We start from the raw sequence: 18,652 nt of genomic DNA on the forward strand, positions 1-18,652 counted from the left end.
CTTTAGATTTTCTTCACATAGAAAGGAAAAACGATGAAATCTTACAACCTTAATAATGGAATTTCAATTCCTGTACTAGGATTTGGAACATGGAAAGCTGAAAATGGAGAGGTGGCCTACCAAGCCGTTTTAGAAGCCTTAAAGGCCGGCTATCGTCATATCGATACTGCAGCTATCTATAAAAATGAGGAAAGTGTTGGTCGTGCTATTCGAGATAGCGGTATTCCAAGACAAGAAATTTTTGTAACGACCAAACTCTGGAATACCAATCACAGCTATGATGAAGCACGCCAAGCATTTGAAGAATCAATGGAAAAACTGGGATTGGATTATCTAGATTTGTACCTTATCCATTGGCCAAATCCAAAACCACTAAGGGAAAATGAGGCATGGAAAACTCGCAATGCTGAAGTCTGGAGAGCGATGGAGGACCTTTACCAAGAAGGGAAAATCCGTGCTATCGGCGTTAGTAATTTCCTTCCCCATCATTTGGATGCCTTGCTTGAGACAGCAAGAATCATCCCGGCGGTCAATCAGGTGCGCTTGGCACCAGGAGTTTATCAAGAGGAAGTGGTTGACTACTGTAGAGAGAAAGGAATTCTCTTAGAGGCTTGGGGACCTTTTGGCCAAGGAGAGTTGTTTGAAAAGAAAGAAGTCCAAGAAATTGCTGCTAAGCATGGGAAATCAGTGGCTCAAATCGCCTTGGCTTGGAGTTTGGCAGAAGGATTTTTACCTCTACCTAAGTCAGTAACAGCCTCTCGCATCCAAAGCAATCTTGACTGTTTTGGAATTGAACTCAGCAAAGACGAGCGAGAAGTCTTAAAGACAATTTCAGTGACTTCGGGCGCACCTCGTGTAGATGAGATGGATTTTTAATTTTTAAAATCGATTTATACCGAATTAACAAAGACTAGGAATCTTAAATCCTAGTCTTTTTATGTATAAAAAATCTAAATTGTTTGTATAATGAAATGATTTTATGGATTGAAATATAGGAACGGATTTAGAAAGCATTGGTTTGATAGAACAAATAACACGAACGATAAAATTAAATAAGCGAAATATATACGTAAATATTACATTTTTGTGACAATTCAGATTTTTATGAAAATTTATGATTATTTGCGTTATAATAGGTATACTTTAAAGAAAAAGGAGATTATTTATGAATAGACGACAACGTTTTTCATTACGGAAATACAAATTTGGTCTTGCTTCAGTTTTATTGGGAACTGCATTGGTTTTTGGAGCAAGTCAAGTCAGTGCCAACGAGCAGAGTACAGGTGAAAATCAAGCCCAAACTCAGGCAATCAAGACAGAGCTAAAAGACGATAAACACTCAAACTCTTCAACTGACCAAACCAATACTAATGGGATAGCACCAGTAGTTGGAGAGAAACAAGAAGTTGAAACTTCTAAAGAGGATGCTAGTAAACAAGATGCTAAGGTAGATGCTCCGGTTGATAAAACTGCTGAAGCCCAAGAATCAGGAAAAGATAGCGCAGTTGCAAAAGAAGAAAATCAAGGTGTCGTTCAAAAAGAAACAACAGTCGATACCAGTACAGCGCCTGCTACTGAGAAGGCCTCTACCATAGAGAAAAAAGAGGCTAAAGCAACGACAGCTCCTAAAACTACTGGAGAAACAGCAACTACTGAAAAAGAACAAGAAAAAGCTGAGTCTGCAAAACCCAATAGTCTTTCAAGTAATGATATCATCACAGTACCAAAAACTTGGAAGGCTGGTTACAAGGGGACGGGGACCGTTGTTGCCATTATTGACTCTGGACTTGATTTGAATCATGAGGTACTTCGAATTTCGGATCCGTCAAAAGCAAAATTTAAAAACAAGGAAGCCATCGAAGCAGCTAAAAAGGCTGCTGGAATCGACTACGGTAAATGGTATAGTGATAAGGTTGTCTATGCCTATGACTACTTTGACGGAACAGATAAGATCAAAGAAGCAGAAAGAACTTCTCATGGGATGCACGTAACAGGGATTGCAGCTGGAAACCCTGATAAAGAGGCACCAAATGGTGAAAAGGTCTATGGTGTTGCGCCAGAAGCCCAAGTCATGTTTATGCGTGTCTTTTCAGACCGCCAAAAAACGACCAGTTCGGCCCTTTATGTAAAGGCGATTGATGATGCAGTTGCCTTGGGAGCAGATGCCATTAATATGAGTTTGGGATCTAGCACTGGTTCTATGGTCGATGCTGGTTCTGATATTGTGGATGCCATCAAACGGGCTCGTGCCAAGGGAGTTTCTGTTCTTATCTCAGCAGGAAATAGCAATACATTCGGAAATGGTTATTCAAAACCACTAGCTGAAAACCCAGACTATGGCTTGGTTGGAAATCCATCCACTGTTGAGGATTCGATTTCAGTTGCTTCTGTCAACAATAAAACATTGACAACAGCCGTTTTTGAAGTTAAAGGTCTAGAGGGAAATGCCGGCCTTCATAACGGAAAATTTGATTATAATCAACCTGAAGCAGATAAGGACTTTGAAAAAGGAAAAGAGTACGAATACGTCGAAGCAGGCTTAGGTCGTGAAGAAGACTTTGCGAAGTTGGATTTAACTGGGAAACTTGCCCTCATTCAGCGAGGAGCTATGAACTTTTCAGAGAAGATCAAAAATGCACGAAAACACGGTGCACTTGGTGCTTTGATCTACAATAATGTAGAAGGTGCAAACATCAATATGGCTATTGATGATGAAGCAAAGAAAATTCCTTCTGTATTTATTTCTAAACAGTATGGTGAAGCCTTAAAATCAGGAAACTACAAGATTGTTTTTAATGGTAAGATGGATAATCGTCCTTCTGATGTAGCCAATCAGCTATCTGACTTTTCAAGTTGGGGAGTGACTACCGATGGACAATTGAAACCAGATGTGACAGCTCCTGGTGGCAATATCTACTCATCCTTTAATGACAATACCTACGGTAGTATCAGCGGAACCAGTATGGCGGCTCCTCACGTTACGGGTGTTGCAGTTCTGGTTAAGGAATACCTTCAAAAACACCATCCAGAATTGACTCCTGAGCAAGTATCAGAGACTGTCAAGGCCTTGATCATGTCAACTGCAAAACCACATGTTAATAAGGACACAGGCACTTATACCTCTCCTCGTCAGCAAGGTTCTGGTATTGTGGATACAGCTGCTACAGTGTCAACAGACCTCTATGTAACGGGTGAAAATGGTTATCCAAGCGTGACTTTAGGAAATGTTGGAGATCAATTTACTTTCAAGGTCACTGTACACAATATTTCAGATACTGACCGTACTCTCAAGATGGTGGTGAATACCAATACAGACGAAGTTCAAGATGGAAAATTCACTCTTCGACCTCGAAAATTAACAGAGACAGTCTGGCCTGAAGTGACGGTCAAAGCCCACAGCAGTCAAACAGTCACTGTTAAAGTAGATGCTCGAAAATTTGCTGCTGAACTCAGCAAACAAATGCCAAATGGCTATTTCCTTGAAGGGTTTGTTCGCTTTGTAGATTCAGCAGATGATGGAGATATTGTGAGTCTTGCATTTATGGGCTTCCGAGGTGAATTCCAAAATCTCCCCGCTGTCGAAAAACCGATTTACAATCTTGTTCGAGAAGGGAAAAATGGATTTTACACAGAGGTAGACAAGGAAAATCCTGCCGTTAATTACTCTAATGATGCTACCTATCTCGCAACCTTGCAAAATGATCTTCTAGTATCTAAAGGTCAACGCCAAGGACGCCGAATTACCGTTCTGGGGATCGAACAAAATGCTGAAGGTAAGCATGTTCTTCAGTTGGACGAAAAAGGGAATATCCGTATTGCTATTTCTCCAAACGATGATGGAAACAAAGACCTAGTTGAATACAAAACGGTTGCTTTGAGAAATCTTGTAAATCTTCGGGCTACAGTTTATGCGGCTACGGATACCAAGCATGAACATCCTATTTGGGAGGGCGATGCAAAGGATCTTCGCAAGAATTACTTTGATGGAGACAGTAGAAATCTGAAGAGTTATATTCTAGATAATACCGCTTGGAGAGGTCAGGATTTTGATGGCAATACTGTTGCAGATGGTTTATATGACTATGTTATCAGTTATACACCAGACGTTCCAGGAGCTAAAGAACAACACACAACCTTTAAAATTCAGATTGATACTCAAAAACCTGTCATCACAAGTGGTTATATTCGCTTTAAAGATGGAAACCAAGAATTCGTAGCTCGTAAACCAAAAGATGTGGGTCAAGGCGGTATCCTTTCAGAAAAAGTCTTCTATATCACACCATTTGACCAGAAAGGGACCATGGTTCTAACTGGGAAAGACCAGTCTGGAACTCGTGCGCTTGAAAACACCCATCTGATTAAGGCCAATGCTGATGGTAGTTATACACTTCCTAAGGATGTTGACAAGGCTAATATTTACTATCTTGTAGAGGATTATGCAGGAAATGTAGACTATATCTCACTTGCTGAACTTGTCCGCGATCAAAATAGTGGTCGAGTGAAAATTGCCTTGAAGGATGCAAAAACAAACCAGGATATTGATACCCTTTACGTCTATCGAATCAAAAATAGCAAGGGGCAATATGTTGATGTTGACAAGACAAAAGCGATTCATTTCTTACAGTTTGGTCATTATACAGCAGAAATTTTCAGTTATGACCGAACAGAATTGAAATTTATCAGTGCCTTATCCCAAGAGTTTGACTTGACGGAAGAAAATAGTTTCCAAACCATTACCTTCCTAGCAAATCTCCTAGAATATGCACCAGTGTCTGTTTCCTTCAATCAAGCAGTTCCAAAGACGACTACTGTGGTTCTGAAAGGAGAAGATGGGACAAGTATCACTCTTCCTGCTGAAAAATACGGTCAATACGCCTTTGGTAAGAAAGTTGCTACAGGTCGTTATACTGTACAAGTCACCTTGCCAACTGGATATGAACTCCTTGAAGATCTTGTTTCCTTGCTCGTTCAGCCCGGTAGAAATAATACTTTGCGCCTATCTGTTGTGTCTAAGTTGGCTTTGATTGCTGCGGTAAATCAACAAAAAGAACTGGTAGAAACGTCTCGCTACTTTAATAGTAGTGCAGATAAGAGAAAAGCTTATGACCAAGCTTTCCAAGTGGCGCAGTCAGCCTTGTCAAGCAAGTTGAAGCAAGAATTGATTGATGGAGTTCTCGCTAGTCTTGAAGCTGCTGGTAAGGCTTTGGATGGAAAAGATTCGAATGTTGCAGCTTTGAAAGAAGCCATGAAAGCTTACTATGCAACGACTAAAACTGGAAGATATGCTAATGCCAAGGAAAAAGTACGTCGAGCTTATGATCGTGCCTTCCAAGAAATTGCCTTACTAGCTGTAGATCCTAAAGTCAAACAGGATCAAATTGACCAATCTCTCATTGCCCTAGCGACGGCTAAAAGTAAACTGAATGGCAAAGCTACTGACTTCTCTAGTCTGAAGAAACTGGTCAAAGATGAACGTCTTTTCCAAGAAAAAAATGCGAGATTTATCTACGCAGATAAGAAAGAAAAAGCTGCTTATCTTCTAGCCTTTAAAGAAGCTCAGGAACTCTTGAATGATCCAGGAGCGAGCCAAGAAGATGTCAAAGATGCCATTACAGCATTGAAACAAGCCAAGAGAAATCTACATGGCAAAAAACCAAAAGCAAGAAGACACCCTTAAACAGGAGTTTCTGAAGCTTTACTGATAAATGAGTCTGGAACTTTGTTTTCAGACTCATTTTTGGTTTACACTAGCTAGAAAATCTGCTATAATACTAGCTAGGAAAGAAAGTCTTATGGCGTTCTTCAAGCGAGCTTGGGACAGTGGGAGCCAAGTAGAACAAGCTAAGAAACTGGCGCTTTCTGTCGTATTTTTAAAAAAAATGAAGTAATAAATTAGGGTGGAACCGCGTTTCTGACGCCCCTAGTCGCAAGGCTTGGGTGTTGAAATTCGGTTCTTTTTGAATTTCGTCTAATGCCTAAGTAGAAAGGAGCATAATGCTTAAAGGATCTTGTTTATGCAAAGCAGTGACCTACACTTTAGATGAGGAATTGTCGGAATTAGTTTTTTGCCACTGCTCATTCTGTCGGAAAGCAACTGCGTCTGCCTATACAGTGAATGCCAAAGTTAGTAGTAAAAACCTAGTATTGCATGGAAAAGAACAGTTGGTTACCTATAGTTCATCTCCAGGAAAACAACGCTATTACTGTCAGAACTGTCATAGTCAAATTTTCACTGCTCAAGAAAATATACCAGAAGTCTGTGCTTTGAAACTAGGTACAATAGACGAATGCGATCAGAATTTACAAACTGTTCCCAAACGTCATATTTTTCAGGATCCAGCTTTTTCTTGGTTGCTTGATGAATAAATCTAAAAAGATAATATAAATTAAAGGAGTAAATAATGTCTAAAAAATTGACTTTCCACTGCGTCAGTGGCAGAGACCTCCTTACAGTCGGACTGCCCCACGCTCAGCACTAGAGTGCCTGAGCTAGACGCAGTACTAACTCGTCTTGCCTCGTATAATCGACAAGGCAGACTCGTGTCGCAAAAAATCATTTTTTATTAAGGAGTATTCAATGTCTAAGAAATTAACATTTCAAGAAATTATTTTGACTTTGCAACAATTTTGGAATGACCAAGGTTGTATGCTCATGCAGGCTTATGACAATGAAAAAGGTGCAGGGACAATGAGTCCTTACACTTTCCTTCGTGCTATTGGGCCTGAGCCATGGAATGCGGCTTATGTAGAGCCATCACGTCGTCCTGCTGACGGTCGTTACGGGGAAAACCCTAACCGTCTCTACCAACACCACCAATTCCAAGTGGTTATGAAGCCATCTCCATCAAATATCCAGGAACTTTATCTTGAGTCTTTGGAAAAATTGGGAATCAATCCATTGGAACATGATATCCGCTTCGTTGAGGACAACTGGGAAAATCCTTCGACTGGTTCAGCTGGTCTCGGTTGGGAAGTGTGGCTTGATGGTATGGAAATCACTCAGTTCACTTATTTCCAACAAGTTGGTGGATTGGCAACAGGTCCTGTGACTGCGGAAGTTACCTATGGTTTGGAACGTTTAGCTTCTTACATTCAAGAAGTGGACTCTGTCTATGATATCGAGTGGGCTGATGGTGTAAAATACGGAGAAATCTTTATTCAACCTGAGTACGAGCATTCGAAATACTCATTTGAAATTTCGGACCAAGAGATGTTGCTGGAAAACTTTGATAAGTTTGAAAAGGAAGCTGGTCGTGCCTTGGAAGAAGGCTTGGTTCACCCTGCCTATGACTATGTTCTCAAATGTTCACACACCTTTAATCTGCTTGATGCGCGTGGTGCCGTATCCGTAACAGAGCGTGCAGGCTATATCGCTCGTATCCGTAACTTAGCCCGTGTCGTAGCCAAAACCTTTGTCGCAGAACGCAAACGCCTAGGTTACCCACTTTTGGATGAAGCAACACGAGCTAAACTCCTAGCAGAAGACGCAGAATAGTAAGTAATATTGTGCTCTAAAATCGTTAAAGGCAAGTCGAAGACTTGCTAAAGGGATATGCACCGCGTACTGTTATGTGGGAATTTTTGAAACCTTGGGTTCAAAAATCAGTCAGCTAAATCCACTTTGATGAGACTGTTGGAAATCTTAGTTTATTTGGTATAAGATTTCCTTACAGACTCACAAAAGTTAGTTAGCGACGTCCCCAGTACCTAAGGTGCATATCAAAAAAGATTGAAGAAAATGTAAAGGAAAAAACATGACAAAAAACTTATTAGTAGAACTCGGTCTTGAAGAGTTACCAGCCTATGTGGTAACTCCAAGCGAAAAACAACTAGGTGAAAAAATGGTAGCCTTCCTCAAAGAAAATCGTCTTTCCTTTGAAGCCATTCAAACCTTCTCAACACCACGTCGTTTGGCTGTTCGTGTGACTGGTCTTGCAGACAAACAGTCTGATTTGACAGAAGATTTCAAGGGACCAGCAAAGAAAATTGCCCTGGATAGTGATGGAAACTTCACCAAAGCAGCTCAAGGATTTGTCCGTGGGAAAGGCTTGACAGTTGAAGATATTGAATTCCGTGAAATCAAAGGTGAAGAATATGTCTATGTTACCAAGGAAGAAGTGGGGCAACCAGTTGAAGCCATTGTTCCAGGTGTAGTAGACGTCTTGAAGTCACTAACTTTCCCTGTCAGCATGCACTGGGCTAACAACGCTTTTGAATATATCCGCCCTGTACACACTTTAACTGTTCTTTTAGATGAAGAAGAGTTTGACTTGGATTTTCTTGATATTAAGGGAGGTCGTGTAAGTCGTGGCCATCGTTTCTTGGGACAAGAAACTAAGATTCAGTCAGCATTGAGCTACGAAGAAGATCTTCGTAAGCAGTTTGTAATCGCGGATCCTCGTGAACGTGAGCAAATGATTGTTGACCAAATAAAGGCAATCGAAGCTGAACATGGTGTACGTATCGAAATTGATGCTGATTTGCTCAATGAAGTCTTGAACTTGGTTGAATACCCAACTGCCTTTATGGGAAGTTTTGATGCAAAATACCTTGAAGTTCCAGAAGAAGTCTTGGTGACTTCGATGAAAGAACACCAACGTTACTTCGTTGTCCGAGATCAAGATGGAAAACTCTTGCCAAACTTTATTTCTGTTCGTAACGGAAATGCAGAGCATTTGGAAAATGTCATCAAGGGTAACGAAAAAGTTTTAGTTGCCCGTTTGGAAGACGGAGAATTCTTCTGGCGTGAAGACCAAAAATTGGTCATTTCTGACCTTGTCGAAAAATTGAACCATGTGACCTTCCACGAAAAGATTGGTTCTCTTCGTGAACACATGATTCGTACGGGGCAGATTGCCATTCTCTTGGCAGAAAAAGCTGGCTTGTCAGTGGATGAAACAGTTGACCTAGCTCGTGCAGCAGCTATTTACAAGTTTGACTTGTTGACGGGTATGGTTGGTGAGTTTGATGAACTTCAAGGAATTATGGGTGAGAAATATGCCCTTCTTGCTGGGGAAACTCCAGCGGTGGCAGCTGCTATTCGTGAACACTACATGCCGACAGCTGCTGAAGGCGAACTTCCAGAGAGCAAGGTTGGAGCCATTCTAGCCATTGCAGACAAATTGGATACGATTTTGAGTTTCTTCTCAGTAGGTTTGATTCCATCAGGTTCTAATGACCCTTATGCCCTTCGTCGTGCGACGCAAGGTGTGGTTCGTATCTTGGATGCCTTTGGTTGGCATATTGCTATGGATGAGCTGATCGATAGCCTTTATGCTTTGAAATTCGACAGCTTGACTTATGAAAATAAAGCAGAGGTTATGGACTTTATCAAGGCTCGTGTTGATAAGATGATGGGTTCTACTCCAAAAGATATCAAGGAAGCAGTCCTTGCAAGTTCAAACTTTGTTGTGGCGGATATGCTAGAAGCAGCAAGTGCTCTTGTGGAAGCAAGCAAGAAAGAAGACTTCAAACCATCTGTCGAATCCCTCTCACGTGCCTTTAACTTGGCTGAAAAAGCCGAAGGAACTGATACTGTTGATCCTGCTCTCTTTGAGAATGAAGAAGAGAAAGCCTTGGCAGAAGCAGTAGAATCACTTGTTTTGTCAGGGGCTGCAAGTCAGCAATTAGAACAACTCTTTGCGCTTAGCCCAGTTATTGATGCTTTCTTTGAAAATACCATGGTAATGGCTGAAGATCAGACTGTTCGACAAAATCGTTTGGCTATCTTGTCGCAATTAACCAAGAAAGCAGCTAAACTTGCTCGTTTCAACCAAATCAATACCAAATAAACTCAGTCAAACGGACTGTATCTTATCACAAAGGAGAAGAAATGGATCCGAAAAAAATCGCTCGTATCAACGAGCTTGCCAAAAAGAAAAAAACAGAAGGCTTAACTTCTGCTGAAAAAGTGGAACAAGCTAAGCTTCGTGAGGAGTACATCGAAGGCTATCGTCGCTCTGTTCGTCACCACATCGAGGGAATTAAAATTGTGGACGAGGAAGGCAATGACGTCACACCAGAAAAATTACGCCAAGTACAACGTGAAAAAGGTTTGCACGGCCGTAGTATAGATGATCCTAACTCATAAAATGAAAGGGGGTGTAGATGATTTACATTCCCCTTTTCTGTTGTAACAAAAAAGAAGGAGCCACTAGGCTCCTTTTTAGTTTCTTAGTTGCTTGCACCAGAAGTAGCATCAGCGTCACCACCGTGGCCTCCAGCATCCCCTGAATCAGAAGCGCCAGAAGTAGCATCAGCATCTCCATGACCTCCAGCTGCAGGAGCAAATGGTCCGCTACCACCCACCAAACGTTGACCAGTCTCTTTTAGGTACCAGTCAAGCCATGGTTGGAAGTTAAAGACAATTTCATTGATTCCAGCGTATGATCCATCAGGATAGTACATTGCTTGGTAGTTGTGGGTGTTGATGACACCTGCAGGAGAACCTGGAACGATAGTACGGACGTATTCTTGGTTTCCGTTGCGAAGTGTTCCGATAACCCACTCTACATTCTTCATACGTGCTGGTGGAAGAGAACCATGAACAGTCGACATACGGCTACCTGATTGAGGTGGTACACGTTTAGCAAACATGGTGTCTGGATCTTGGTGAGCGTTGTTGTAGTAGAGGAATTGGTTGTTGTCGTCAGCGTATGTCAATTCAAATGGCATAGCTTTCAAGAACATATCAATTTGGTTAACTGTCAGGATACCGTGGTCCAATTTGACATAGGTATCACCAGAAACAGCGCCAGTGATTGCTGCAACTTTTTCTACCCATTCTGGATCGTCAGGATCAACTTCTGTGATGGTTGTAGCAATTGGTTTTCCACAATCTAAGTCTTCTGGTTCGATTGGTTTTGGTTTTTTCAATTTCGAAACGACTCCTACGTATTTTACAAAGTTATCTAAGCAAGTTTCAAGGAATTTAACAGTTCCTTCGTTGGTGATATTTCCGTTGTTATCAAAAGCTTCCTTAGCTTTACCAAGAAGGAATTCGTTACCTGGAAGCGTGTAGGCATTGACACCTGGAGCATCAAGGATTTTACGAAGGTGAACTTGGGCACGTGATGTTCCTTGGTCATAGTATGATGCACCCACAATCATAACAGGCTTGTTTTCAAATGGATGAACTTCGTATGAAAGCCATTCAAGTACAGATTTGAGAGAAGCTGAGATAGTGTGATTGTGCTCAGGAGTAGCGATAATGACACCATCAGCACGTGTAATCTTGTTATACAAGAAACGCAATTGGAAGCTTTCGTCCCATTTTTCGTCTTGGTTAAACATTGGAACTTCGTCGATTTCAAGGACTTCTAATTCAAATTTGAATTTGAAATTGCGACGGATAAATTCCAAGAGTTTGCGGTTATATGATTGATCGTAGTTTGATCCAACAAGTCCAACAAATTTCATTCTTTCGGTCTCCTATCTTACAAATTTTCCCAGTCAAATTCTTCAGCATCTTTGCGAAGCAATTCTTGTGCATTGCGCAATTTTTCAGTAATTTTCACAAAGATACGGAAGTCATCAAAGATGGCATCCAATTTCTTGATGACGTCAAGGTCAACCAAGTCGCCACTTGGGTTAAATGCTTGAAGAGAGTGTGAAAGCAAGAATTCATCTGGTAGAACATTTGCCTTGATTTCAGGAGCGTTCAAGATTTGACGAAGTTGCAATTGGGCACGAGATGAACCAAGTGTACCGTAAGAAGCACCAGTGATCATGATTGGTTTGTTCAAAAGTGGGTAGATACCGTAAGATAGCCAAGCAAGAGCGCTCATCAAAACGGCAGGGATAGAGTGGTCGTACTCAGGAGTACCGATAATCACACCATCAGCTTCTTCAATTTTAGCTGCAATCTCAAGAATTTCAGCTGGAAGTTGCTTATCTGCTGGTTTGTTGAAAACAGGGATATCCTTGATTTCAACGAGTTCAATTTCAGCTTTATCAGCAAAGTGTTTTTGCATGTATTGGAGCAATTGGCGGTTTGTAGAACGTTTAGAGTTCGTTCCAACAATGGCAATAAGTTTTAGCATGAGATTTCCTTTCTCTTTTTACATAATACAATTTTGAAGGCCTGAAGAACATGCAAGGCGTCCCTCTTTGTCGATGAGGATGGCTTCAATACCATCTATACTTTCGACTTGCCAGAGGATAGAAGCGCTTCGTTCTCCGAAAAGGCGCGTTGTCCAAATCTCACCATCAACGGATTTATCAGAGATAATCGTTAGGCTAGCGAGATCGGTTTCGACAGGGAATCCTGTCTCACTATCAAAGATATGATGATAGTCTTTTCCATCTACTGTCAGGTGGCGTTCATAGATACCTGAAGTGACAACGGATTTGTTAGAAGCAGGAATGGTTAGGAGATGATTGCCACGAGGATTTCGAGGATCTTGAATCCCAATCTGCCAGGCTTTCCCTTCTTTGGCTTGGTTGTTCCCGATGGTGAGGATATTTCCTCCGAGATTGATCAGGGCAGAGGTGACACCGTGTTCTTTCAAATACTGGGCAACCTTATCTGCACTATAGCCCTTAGCTAAACAACCTAAATCAAGCTTCATTCCTTTCTTCTCTAAAAAGACAGTAGAGTTAGTCGGATCCAACTTGATAAAATGCGGGTCAACTAGAGGCAAGACAGCTTCGATTTCTTTAGAGTCTGGAAGCCGTGCATCTGCAAATCCGATTCGCCAGGTTTGAATCAAGGGGCCAATGCTAATGTTTAGATGGCTAGATGGAGCTAAGCTATGCTCAAGTCCAAGAGCAATCAGTTCAAATAAGTCAGGATGAACCTTAACAGGTGCGATTCCAGCCTGGTAGTTGATTTCCATCAGTTCGGATTCTTGACTATTGGCGTTGAAGCGGTATTCGAGCTCCTTGAGCAAGTCAAAGGCTCCTTGAAGTAGGCAATCAGCCTGTTCATCTACTAATGAAATCGTGATAGTTGTTCCCATTAGCCGTTCCGAACGTGAATGAAGAGGCAAGCTACCAGCTCCTTTCTCTTTATAGGAAATCATTTAATATAAGGTCGTTAAAGAAAAATTAAACCCCTTACATTTTCTTTCCATGTATCTAGCATATCATAAAGTCAGCGTTTTCACAAATGAATTTTGACAAAAAGTCAAGAAATATGCTCAAAATTAATATGAAAACGATAGAAAAATTGGATTTATCAATGTTAAGTGTATTTTTTTCTGAAAAAAAGAGAATTCTGAGCAAATGCCTTGTAAACGCTAACAGTAAATGATATACTAGAAAGGTAAATCAAAAATTAAAGGTAGGAATTTTTCTATGAGTAAAATCGTTGTAGTTGGTGCTAACCACGCTGGTACAGCTTGTATTAATACGATGTTGGACAACTTCGGACATGAGAACGAAATCGTAGTATTTGACCAAAACTCAAATATTTCATTCCTTGGTTGTGGAATGGCGCTTTGGATCGGGGAACAAATTGATGGCCCAGAAGGTCTCTTCTACTCTGATAAAGAAAAATTGGAAGCAAAAGGTGCTAAAGTTTACATGAACTCACCAGTTCTTTCAATTGACTACGATAACAAAGTTGTGACTGCAGAAGTTGAAGGTAAAGAACACAAAGAGTCTTATGATAAATTGATCTTTGCAACTGGTTCAACTCCAATCTTGCCTCCAATCGAAGGTGTTGAAATCGTTAAGGGTAACCGCGAATTCAAAGCGACTCTTGAAAATGTACAATTTGTTAAATTGTACCAAAACGCTGAAGAAGTTATTGAAAAACTTGAAGACAAGAGCAAACACCTTGAGCGCATTGCCGTTGTTGGTGGTGGTTACATCGGTGTAGAACTTGCTGAAGCTTTCGAGCGTCTTGGAAAAGAAGTAGTGCTTGTAGATATTGTAGACACTGTCTTGAACGGCTACTATGACAAAGACTTTACTCAAATGATGGCGAAGAACTTGGAAGACCACAACATTCGCTTGGCTCTTGGTCAAACAGTTAAAGCCATCCAAGGTGATGGAAAAGTTGAACGCTTGGTAACAGACAAAGAAACATTTGATGTGGATATGGTGGTTCTTGCTGTTGGCTTCCGTCCAAACACAGCTCTTGCTGACGGTAAGATTGAACTCTTCCGTAACGGTGCTTTCCTTGTAGATAAGAAACAAGAAACATCTATCCCAGGTGTATACGCTGTTGGTGACTGTGCAACTGTTTATGACAATGCTCGTAAAGATACAAGCTACATCGCTCTTGCATCTAATGCTGTACGTACTGGTATCGTTGGTGCTTATAACGCTTGTGGTCATGAATTGGAAGGAATCGGAGTTCAAGGATCAAACGGTATTTCTATCTACGGTCTTCACATGGTTTCGACTGGTTTGACTCTTGAAAAAGCCAAAGCTGCAGGCTATAATGCAACTGAAACTGGCTTTAACGATCTTCAAAAACCAGAATTTATCAAACATGACAACCACGAAGTTGCCATCAAGATTGTCTTTGACAAAGACAGCCGCGAAATCCTTGGTGCGCAAATGGTTTCACACGATTCTGCTATCAGCATGGGAATCCACATGTTCTCACTTGCTATCCAAGAGCATGTAACCATTGATAAATTGGCTTTGACAGACCTATTCTTCTTGCCACATTTCAACAAACCATACAATTACATCACAATGGCTGCACTTACAGCTGAAAAATAACAATAGCTGAGCTATCTGGCCTTAAGTTAAGGTCAGATAGTTTTTTAGTTATACTCTTCGAAAATCAAATTCAAACCACGTCAGCTTCGCCTTACCGTACTCAAGTACAGCCTGCGGCTAGCTTCCTAGTTTGCTCTTTGATTTTCATTGAGTGTCAATCTGTACCCATACAATTATCCTTTTTTTATCTTGTACTTCATTCTAATCTGGCTTAAAATGAAATGGTAGCTACCAATACAAATGATGAGGATTAAGAAATGACCGAAAATCGTTATGAACTAAATAAAAACTTGGCACAGATGCTCAAAGGTGGGGTTATCATGGACGTTCAGAACCCTGAACAGGCTCGTATCGCAGAGGCTGCTGGTGCGGCAGCTGTTATGGCGTTGGAGCGGATTCCAGCTGATATTCGTGCAGCTGGTGGAGTTTCTCGTATGAGTGATCCAAAGATGATTAAGGAAATCCAAGAAGCGGTCAGCATTCCAGTGATGGCCAAGGTCAGAATTGGGCATTTTGTTGAAGCTCAGATTTTAGAGGCTATTGAGATTGACTATATCGATGAGAGTGAAGTGCTGTCTCCAGCAGACGATCGTTTCCATGTAGATAAGAAGGAATTCCAAGTTCCTTTTGTCTGTGGAGCTAAGGATTTGGGTGAAGCCTTGCGTCGTATCGCTGAGGGAGCTTCCATGATTCGGACAAAAGGAGAACCGGGGACAGGTGACATCGTTCAAGCCGTTCGTCATATGCGCATGATGAATCAAGAAATACGCCGTATTCAAAATCTACGCGAAGATGAACTTTATGTGGCTGCCAAGGACTTGCAAGTCCCTGTAGAATTGGTCCAATACGTTCATGAACATGGAAAATTGCCAGTTGTTAACTTCGCAGCTGGAGGTGTGGCAACACCAGCAGATGCTGCGCTGATGATGCAATTGGGGGCAGAGGGTGTCTTTGTTGGTTCAGGTATTTTCAAGTCAGGAGATCCTGTTAAACGAGCAAGTGCCATTGTCAAAGCGGTAACCAACTACCAAAATCCTCAAATTCTAGCACAAATCTCTGAAGACCTAGGGGAAGCCATGGTTGGTATCAATGAGAATGAAATTCAAATTCTCATGGCTGAGCGAGGAAAATAGATGAAAATCGGAATACTAGCCTTGCAAGGCGCCTTTGCAGAGCATGCAAAAGTGTTAGATAAATTAGGAGTCACTGGTGTCGAAATCAGAAATTTAGATGATTTTCAGAAATATCAGAGTGACTTGTCCGGTTTGATTTTGCCTGGTGGAGAATCTACAACCATGGGCAAACTCTTGCGTGACCAGCAGATGTTGATTCCCATCCGAGAAGCTATTTTATCTGGACTCCCAGTCTTTGGAACTTGTGCGGGCTTAATCTTGCTAGCTAAGGAAATCACTTCTCAGGAAGAAAGTCATCTTGGAATCATGGATATAGTGGTTGAGCGCAATGCTTATGGGCGCCAACTAGGAAGCTTCTATACAGAGGCAGAATGTAAGGGAGTTGGTCAGATTCCCATGACCTTTATCCGTGGACCGATTATCAGTAGTGTTGGAGAGGGTGTAGAAATTCTAGCAACAGTTGATAATCAAATCGTTGCTGCGCAAGAAAAAAATATGCTGGTAACCTCTTTTCATCCAGAATTGACAGATGATGTTGGCTTGCACCAGTATTTTATCAATATGTGTAAAGAAAAAAGTTGAGAAAAGATTCTCAACTTTTTTACATGTAATAAACAATGGCGATGTATTGGAGTGCAGATGCCGCTAGGATAAAGAGATGCCAGATCATGTGGAAATAAGGTTTTTTCTTAGCGTAAAATCCAGCTCCAACTGTATAACAGAGTCCACCAGTTACCATAAGACTCCAGAAAATTGGCGTTGTTTGACTGATAATGGCAGGAATGATAGCCAGAACCAACCAGCCCATGATCAGGTAAAGGGCAAGGCTGAATTTCTCATTGACCTTTTTAGCAAAGATTTTATAGAGGATGCCAAAGATAGTCGTTCCCCACTGAATGGCAATGATCAGATAGCCAAACCAGTTGTTCATCAAAGTCAATACGACCGGCGTATAAGAGCCTGCGATAGCCACATAAATCATAGAATGGTCGATGATTCGCAAGACGTATTTGTGGGTCGAACCATAGGCCATAGAGTGGTAAATGGTTGACGAGAGGAACATGAGAAAGAGACTGATAACAAAGATTGAAACACCAAAGGATGATAAAAACCCGTGTGCTTCATAACTATAGGTGGATGAAATAGGGAGTAGGATGAGCATGATAACGGCACCCACAGCATGGGTCACGCTATTAGCAATTTCCTCTCCAAAACTGAGTTTTTTACTGAGTTTTAGACTGGTATTCATTGGATTTCCTCCTCTTCTTTGATAAGGATTAAGTCTAGAGTTTGATGATAGAGTTTAACCGTTTGACAGCTAGTTTGGATAATAGGATTTTCTGGATCAATCCCATGGTTCATGTAGTCCACAAAAGCATCGTAGAGCTGGTCTGAGCTAGCTTGAGTTTGCAGAGTATTAAGTGTCTGAGCGATTTCTTGGATCGAAAAGACAGACTTGAGAGTGGTGATGGCAATCAAACGTGCAATCTGTTTGCGTTGGTATTTTTTCTTATCCGGCTTTGTCAGGTAACCATGTTTGACATAGTTATTGACCATGGATGCTGTTAGCCCCTTGTCCTTATCTGGAGAGATAGGGGCACAGACTTGATTGACATAAAGTAAAACCTGATCCAGATAGAGGTCAATGTTTGGAATGTCTTCCCATTTTGGGTAGGAAAAGTTAGAATTCATTTCCAACTCCTTTTTATCTAGTTTTAATAACTAGATTATAAAATAATAAAAAATAAAAGTCAAGTTTCAACTGCTTGTAGAAAGCTTTAAATTATGCTATGATGAGAGAAACTAGTTAGAAATGAGGGGAAAAGATGGAGATTCGTTTAGCTTTTCCAAACGAAGTAGATGCGATTATGCAGGTGATGGAGGATGCCAAAAAGTGCTTAGCTGAGTCTGGTAGTGACCAGTGGCAAAATGGCTATCCAAATGCCGACATCATTATCGATGATATCATCTCAGGTCAAGCTTATGTGGCATTGGAAGAAGGAGAACTGCTAGCTTATGCTGCTGTGACCAAGAGCCCAGAGGAAGCCTATGAAGCCATTTATGAAGGGAGTTGGCAGGGGGGAGAATCAGAATATCTGATCTTTCACCGTATCGCTGTGGCAGCAGATGTCCAAGGACAAGGTGTTGCTCAGACTTTCCTAGAAGGCTTGATTGAAGGTTTTGATTATCTAGATTTTCGTTCAGATACGCATGCAGAAAACAAGGTCATGCAGCATATCTTTGAAAAGCTAGGCTTCCAACAGGTTGGTAAGGTTCTAGTTGATGGGGAACGTTTGGCCTATCAGAAATTAAAAAAATGAAGCAGAATAAGTACGCAAAAATGCTCTACCCGTCACCAATTGGAACCTTATCCTTAGTTGCTGACGAGCAATATCTCTATGGAATTTGGGTGCAGGACCAAACTCATTTTGAGAGGGGATTAGGGGATGAAACGATAGAAGAAGTTGGTAGCCATCCTGTATTAGAGCAAGTTATTTCCTATTTAGATACCTATTTCGAAGGCAGTGTTCAGGATCTATCTGACTTACCTTTTGCTCCTATTGGAACAGATTTTGAAAAGCAAGTCTGGGCATACTTACAGGCCATTCCTTATGGTCAAACAGTGACTTACGGACAAATAGCGCAGGACCTGCAAGTAGCTTCTGCCCAAGCGATTGGTGGAGCAGTGGGGCGCAATCCTTGGTCCATCCTCGTACCCTGTCACCGTGTGCTGGGGTCAGGTAATCGCTTGACAGGCTATGCATCTGGAGTCGAAAAGAAAGCTTGGCTCTTGCAACATGAAGGTGCAGCATTTCAAGAAAACAAAAAATAGAAAGAAAAGA

The 18,652-nt window shown here is 41.3% G+C and carries 16 protein-coding genes; 11 read left to right on the plus strand and 5 right to left on the minus strand.

What is annotated here, in order from left to right:
* Window positions 1-33 precede the first annotated feature (33 nt).
* From EL140_RS03050 to EL140_RS03075, 6 genes are all read left to right on the plus strand, one after another.
* The gene (locus EL140_RS03050; protein WP_000844460.1) at window positions 34-876 is read left to right on the plus strand and encodes an aldo/keto reductase; all 843 of its coding nucleotides are present in this window, start codon (window positions 34-36) and stop codon (window positions 874-876) included.
* A gap of 289 nt (window positions 877-1,165) precedes the next feature.
* Complete coding sequence (locus EL140_RS03055; protein ID WP_001081921.1) at window positions 1,166-5,677, plus strand: S8 family serine peptidase; 4,512 nt, start codon at window positions 1,166-1,168, stop codon at window positions 5,675-5,677.
* A 317-nt stretch (window positions 5,678-5,994) separates the two neighbouring features.
* Entirely contained in the window at window positions 5,995-6,366 is a 372-nt protein-coding gene (locus EL140_RS03060; RefSeq protein WP_000912017.1) for a GFA family protein, read from the plus strand.
* A gap of 211 nt (window positions 6,367-6,577) precedes the next feature.
* Window positions 6,578-7,495 (plus strand): glycine--tRNA ligase subunit alpha, encoded by a 918-nt coding sequence (gene glyQ / locus EL140_RS03065; protein WP_000038733.1) that lies wholly within the window; start codon window positions 6,578-6,580, stop codon window positions 7,493-7,495.
* Between the two features lie 259 nt (window positions 7,496-7,754).
* Window positions 7,755-9,791, plus strand: a complete 2,037-nt coding sequence (gene glyS / locus EL140_RS03070) for a glycine--tRNA ligase subunit beta (protein WP_000164798.1) — start codon at window positions 7,755-7,757, stop codon at window positions 9,789-9,791.
* 41 nt (window positions 9,792-9,832) lie between these two features.
* Window positions 9,833-10,090 (plus strand): DUF896 family protein, encoded by a 258-nt coding sequence (locus EL140_RS03075; protein ID WP_000371290.1) that lies wholly within the window; start codon window positions 9,833-9,835, stop codon window positions 10,088-10,090.
* 83 nt (window positions 10,091-10,173) lie between these two features.
* Here the strand turns inward: EL140_RS03075 and EL140_RS03080 are convergent, their stop codons facing one another.
* Genes EL140_RS03080 through EL140_RS03090 form a run of 3 tightly spaced genes read right to left on the minus strand, consistent with a single transcriptional unit; the run spans window position 10,174 to window position 12,989 of the window.
* Window positions 10,174-11,418: an NAD(P)H-dependent oxidoreductase gene (locus EL140_RS03080; protein WP_000673672.1), complete on the minus strand. Its 1,245-nt coding sequence runs from the start codon at window positions 11,416-11,418 to the stop codon at window positions 10,174-10,176.
* 17 nt (window positions 11,419-11,435) lie between these two features.
* Window positions 11,436-12,041, minus strand: a complete 606-nt coding sequence (locus tag EL140_RS03085) for an NADPH-dependent FMN reductase (RefSeq protein WP_000915935.1) — start codon at window positions 12,039-12,041, stop codon at window positions 11,436-11,438.
* Between the two features lie 18 nt (window positions 12,042-12,059).
* Window positions 12,060-12,989: an FAD:protein FMN transferase gene (locus EL140_RS03090; RefSeq protein WP_002875125.1), complete on the minus strand. Its 930-nt coding sequence runs from the start codon at window positions 12,987-12,989 to the stop codon at window positions 12,060-12,062.
* A gap of 307 nt (window positions 12,990-13,296) precedes the next feature.
* Here EL140_RS03090 and nox point away from each other — a divergent pair, with 307 nt between their 5' ends.
* The 3 genes from nox to pdxT all read left to right on the plus strand — a co-directional run bounded on the left by nox (window position 13,297) and on the right by pdxT (window position 16,391).
* The gene (gene nox, locus EL140_RS03095; protein WP_000036762.1) at window positions 13,297-14,676 is read left to right on the plus strand and encodes a H2O-forming NADH oxidase; all 1,380 of its coding nucleotides are present in this window, start codon (window positions 13,297-13,299) and stop codon (window positions 14,674-14,676) included.
* Window positions 14,677-14,933: 257 nt separating this feature from the next.
* Window positions 14,934-15,809, plus strand: coding sequence for a pyridoxal 5'-phosphate synthase lyase subunit PdxS (gene pdxS / locus EL140_RS03105; RefSeq protein ID WP_000138520.1), 876 nt, complete (start codon window positions 14,934-14,936; stop codon window positions 15,807-15,809).
* On the plus strand, window positions 15,810-16,391 hold the full coding sequence (pdxT, locus tag EL140_RS03110) for a pyridoxal 5'-phosphate synthase glutaminase subunit PdxT (protein WP_000689932.1): 582 nt from the start codon (window positions 15,810-15,812) through the stop codon (window positions 16,389-16,391).
* Between the two features lie 19 nt (window positions 16,392-16,410).
* Here the strand turns inward: pdxT and trhA are convergent, their stop codons facing one another.
* Entirely contained in the window at window positions 16,411-17,058 is a 648-nt protein-coding gene (trhA, locus tag EL140_RS03115; protein ID WP_001097972.1) for a PAQR family membrane homeostasis protein TrhA, read from the minus strand.
* Complete coding sequence (locus EL140_RS03120; protein ID WP_001087578.1) at window positions 17,055-17,501, minus strand: DUF1836 domain-containing protein; 447 nt, start codon at window positions 17,499-17,501, stop codon at window positions 17,055-17,057. The genes trhA and EL140_RS03120 overlap by 4 nt, the downstream gene beginning before the upstream one ends.
* A 134-nt stretch (window positions 17,502-17,635) precedes the next feature.
* Between EL140_RS03120 and EL140_RS03125 the strand changes: the two genes are divergently transcribed.
* Together EL140_RS03125 and EL140_RS03130 are read left to right on the plus strand one after the other, a co-directional pair.
* Complete coding sequence (locus tag EL140_RS03125; protein ID WP_000405838.1) at window positions 17,636-18,130, plus strand: GNAT family N-acetyltransferase; 495 nt, start codon at window positions 17,636-17,638, stop codon at window positions 18,128-18,130.
* Complete coding sequence (locus tag EL140_RS03130; protein ID WP_000812479.1) at window positions 18,127-18,642, plus strand: methylated-DNA--[protein]-cysteine S-methyltransferase; 516 nt, start codon at window positions 18,127-18,129, stop codon at window positions 18,640-18,642. Before EL140_RS03125 ends, EL140_RS03130 begins: the two co-directional genes overlap by 4 nt.
* Window positions 18,643-18,652 lie beyond the last annotated feature (10 nt).

Source organism: Streptococcus oralis ATCC 35037 (assembly GCF_900637025.1).
Lineage (GTDB): Bacteria > Bacillota > Bacilli > Lactobacillales > Streptococcaceae > Streptococcus > Streptococcus oralis.

Bases quoted from the DNA above. Each gene is read 5' to 3' on its own strand.
- EL140_RS03050 (WP_000844460.1), top strand. From the start codon at position 34: ATGAAATCTTACAACCTTAATAATGGAATTTCAATTCCTGTACTAGGA.
- EL140_RS03055 (WP_001081921.1), top strand. From the start codon at position 1,166: ATGAATAGACGACAACGTTTTTCATTACGGAAATACAAATTTGGTCTT.
- EL140_RS03060 (WP_000912017.1), top strand. From the start codon at position 5,995: ATGCTTAAAGGATCTTGTTTATGCAAAGCAGTGACCTACACTTTAGAT.
- glyQ (WP_000038733.1), top strand. From the start codon at position 6,578: ATGTCTAAGAAATTAACATTTCAAGAAATTATTTTGACTTTGCAACAA.
- glyS (WP_000164798.1), top strand. From the start codon at position 7,755: ATGACAAAAAACTTATTAGTAGAACTCGGTCTTGAAGAGTTACCAGCC.
- EL140_RS03075 (WP_000371290.1), top strand. From the start codon at position 9,833: ATGGATCCGAAAAAAATCGCTCGTATCAACGAGCTTGCCAAAAAGAAA.
- EL140_RS03080 (WP_000673672.1), bottom strand. From the start codon at position 11,418: ATGAAATTTGTTGGACTTGTTGGATCAAACTACGATCAATCATATAAC.
- EL140_RS03085 (WP_000915935.1), bottom strand. From the start codon at position 12,041: ATGCTAAAACTTATTGCCATTGTTGGAACGAACTCTAAACGTTCTACA.
- nox (WP_000036762.1), top strand. From the start codon at position 13,297: ATGAGTAAAATCGTTGTAGTTGGTGCTAACCACGCTGGTACAGCTTGT.
- pdxS (WP_000138520.1), top strand. From the start codon at position 14,934: ATGACCGAAAATCGTTATGAACTAAATAAAAACTTGGCACAGATGCTC.
- pdxT (WP_000689932.1), top strand. From the start codon at position 15,810: ATGAAAATCGGAATACTAGCCTTGCAAGGCGCCTTTGCAGAGCATGCA.
- trhA (WP_001097972.1), bottom strand. From the start codon at position 17,058: ATGAATACCAGTCTAAAACTCAGTAAAAAACTCAGTTTTGGAGAGGAA.
- EL140_RS03120 (WP_001087578.1), bottom strand. From the start codon at position 17,501: ATGAATTCTAACTTTTCCTACCCAAAATGGGAAGACATTCCAAACATT.
- EL140_RS03125 (WP_000405838.1), top strand. From the start codon at position 17,636: ATGGAGATTCGTTTAGCTTTTCCAAACGAAGTAGATGCGATTATGCAG.
- EL140_RS03130 (WP_000812479.1), top strand. From the start codon at position 18,127: ATGAAGCAGAATAAGTACGCAAAAATGCTCTACCCGTCACCAATTGGA.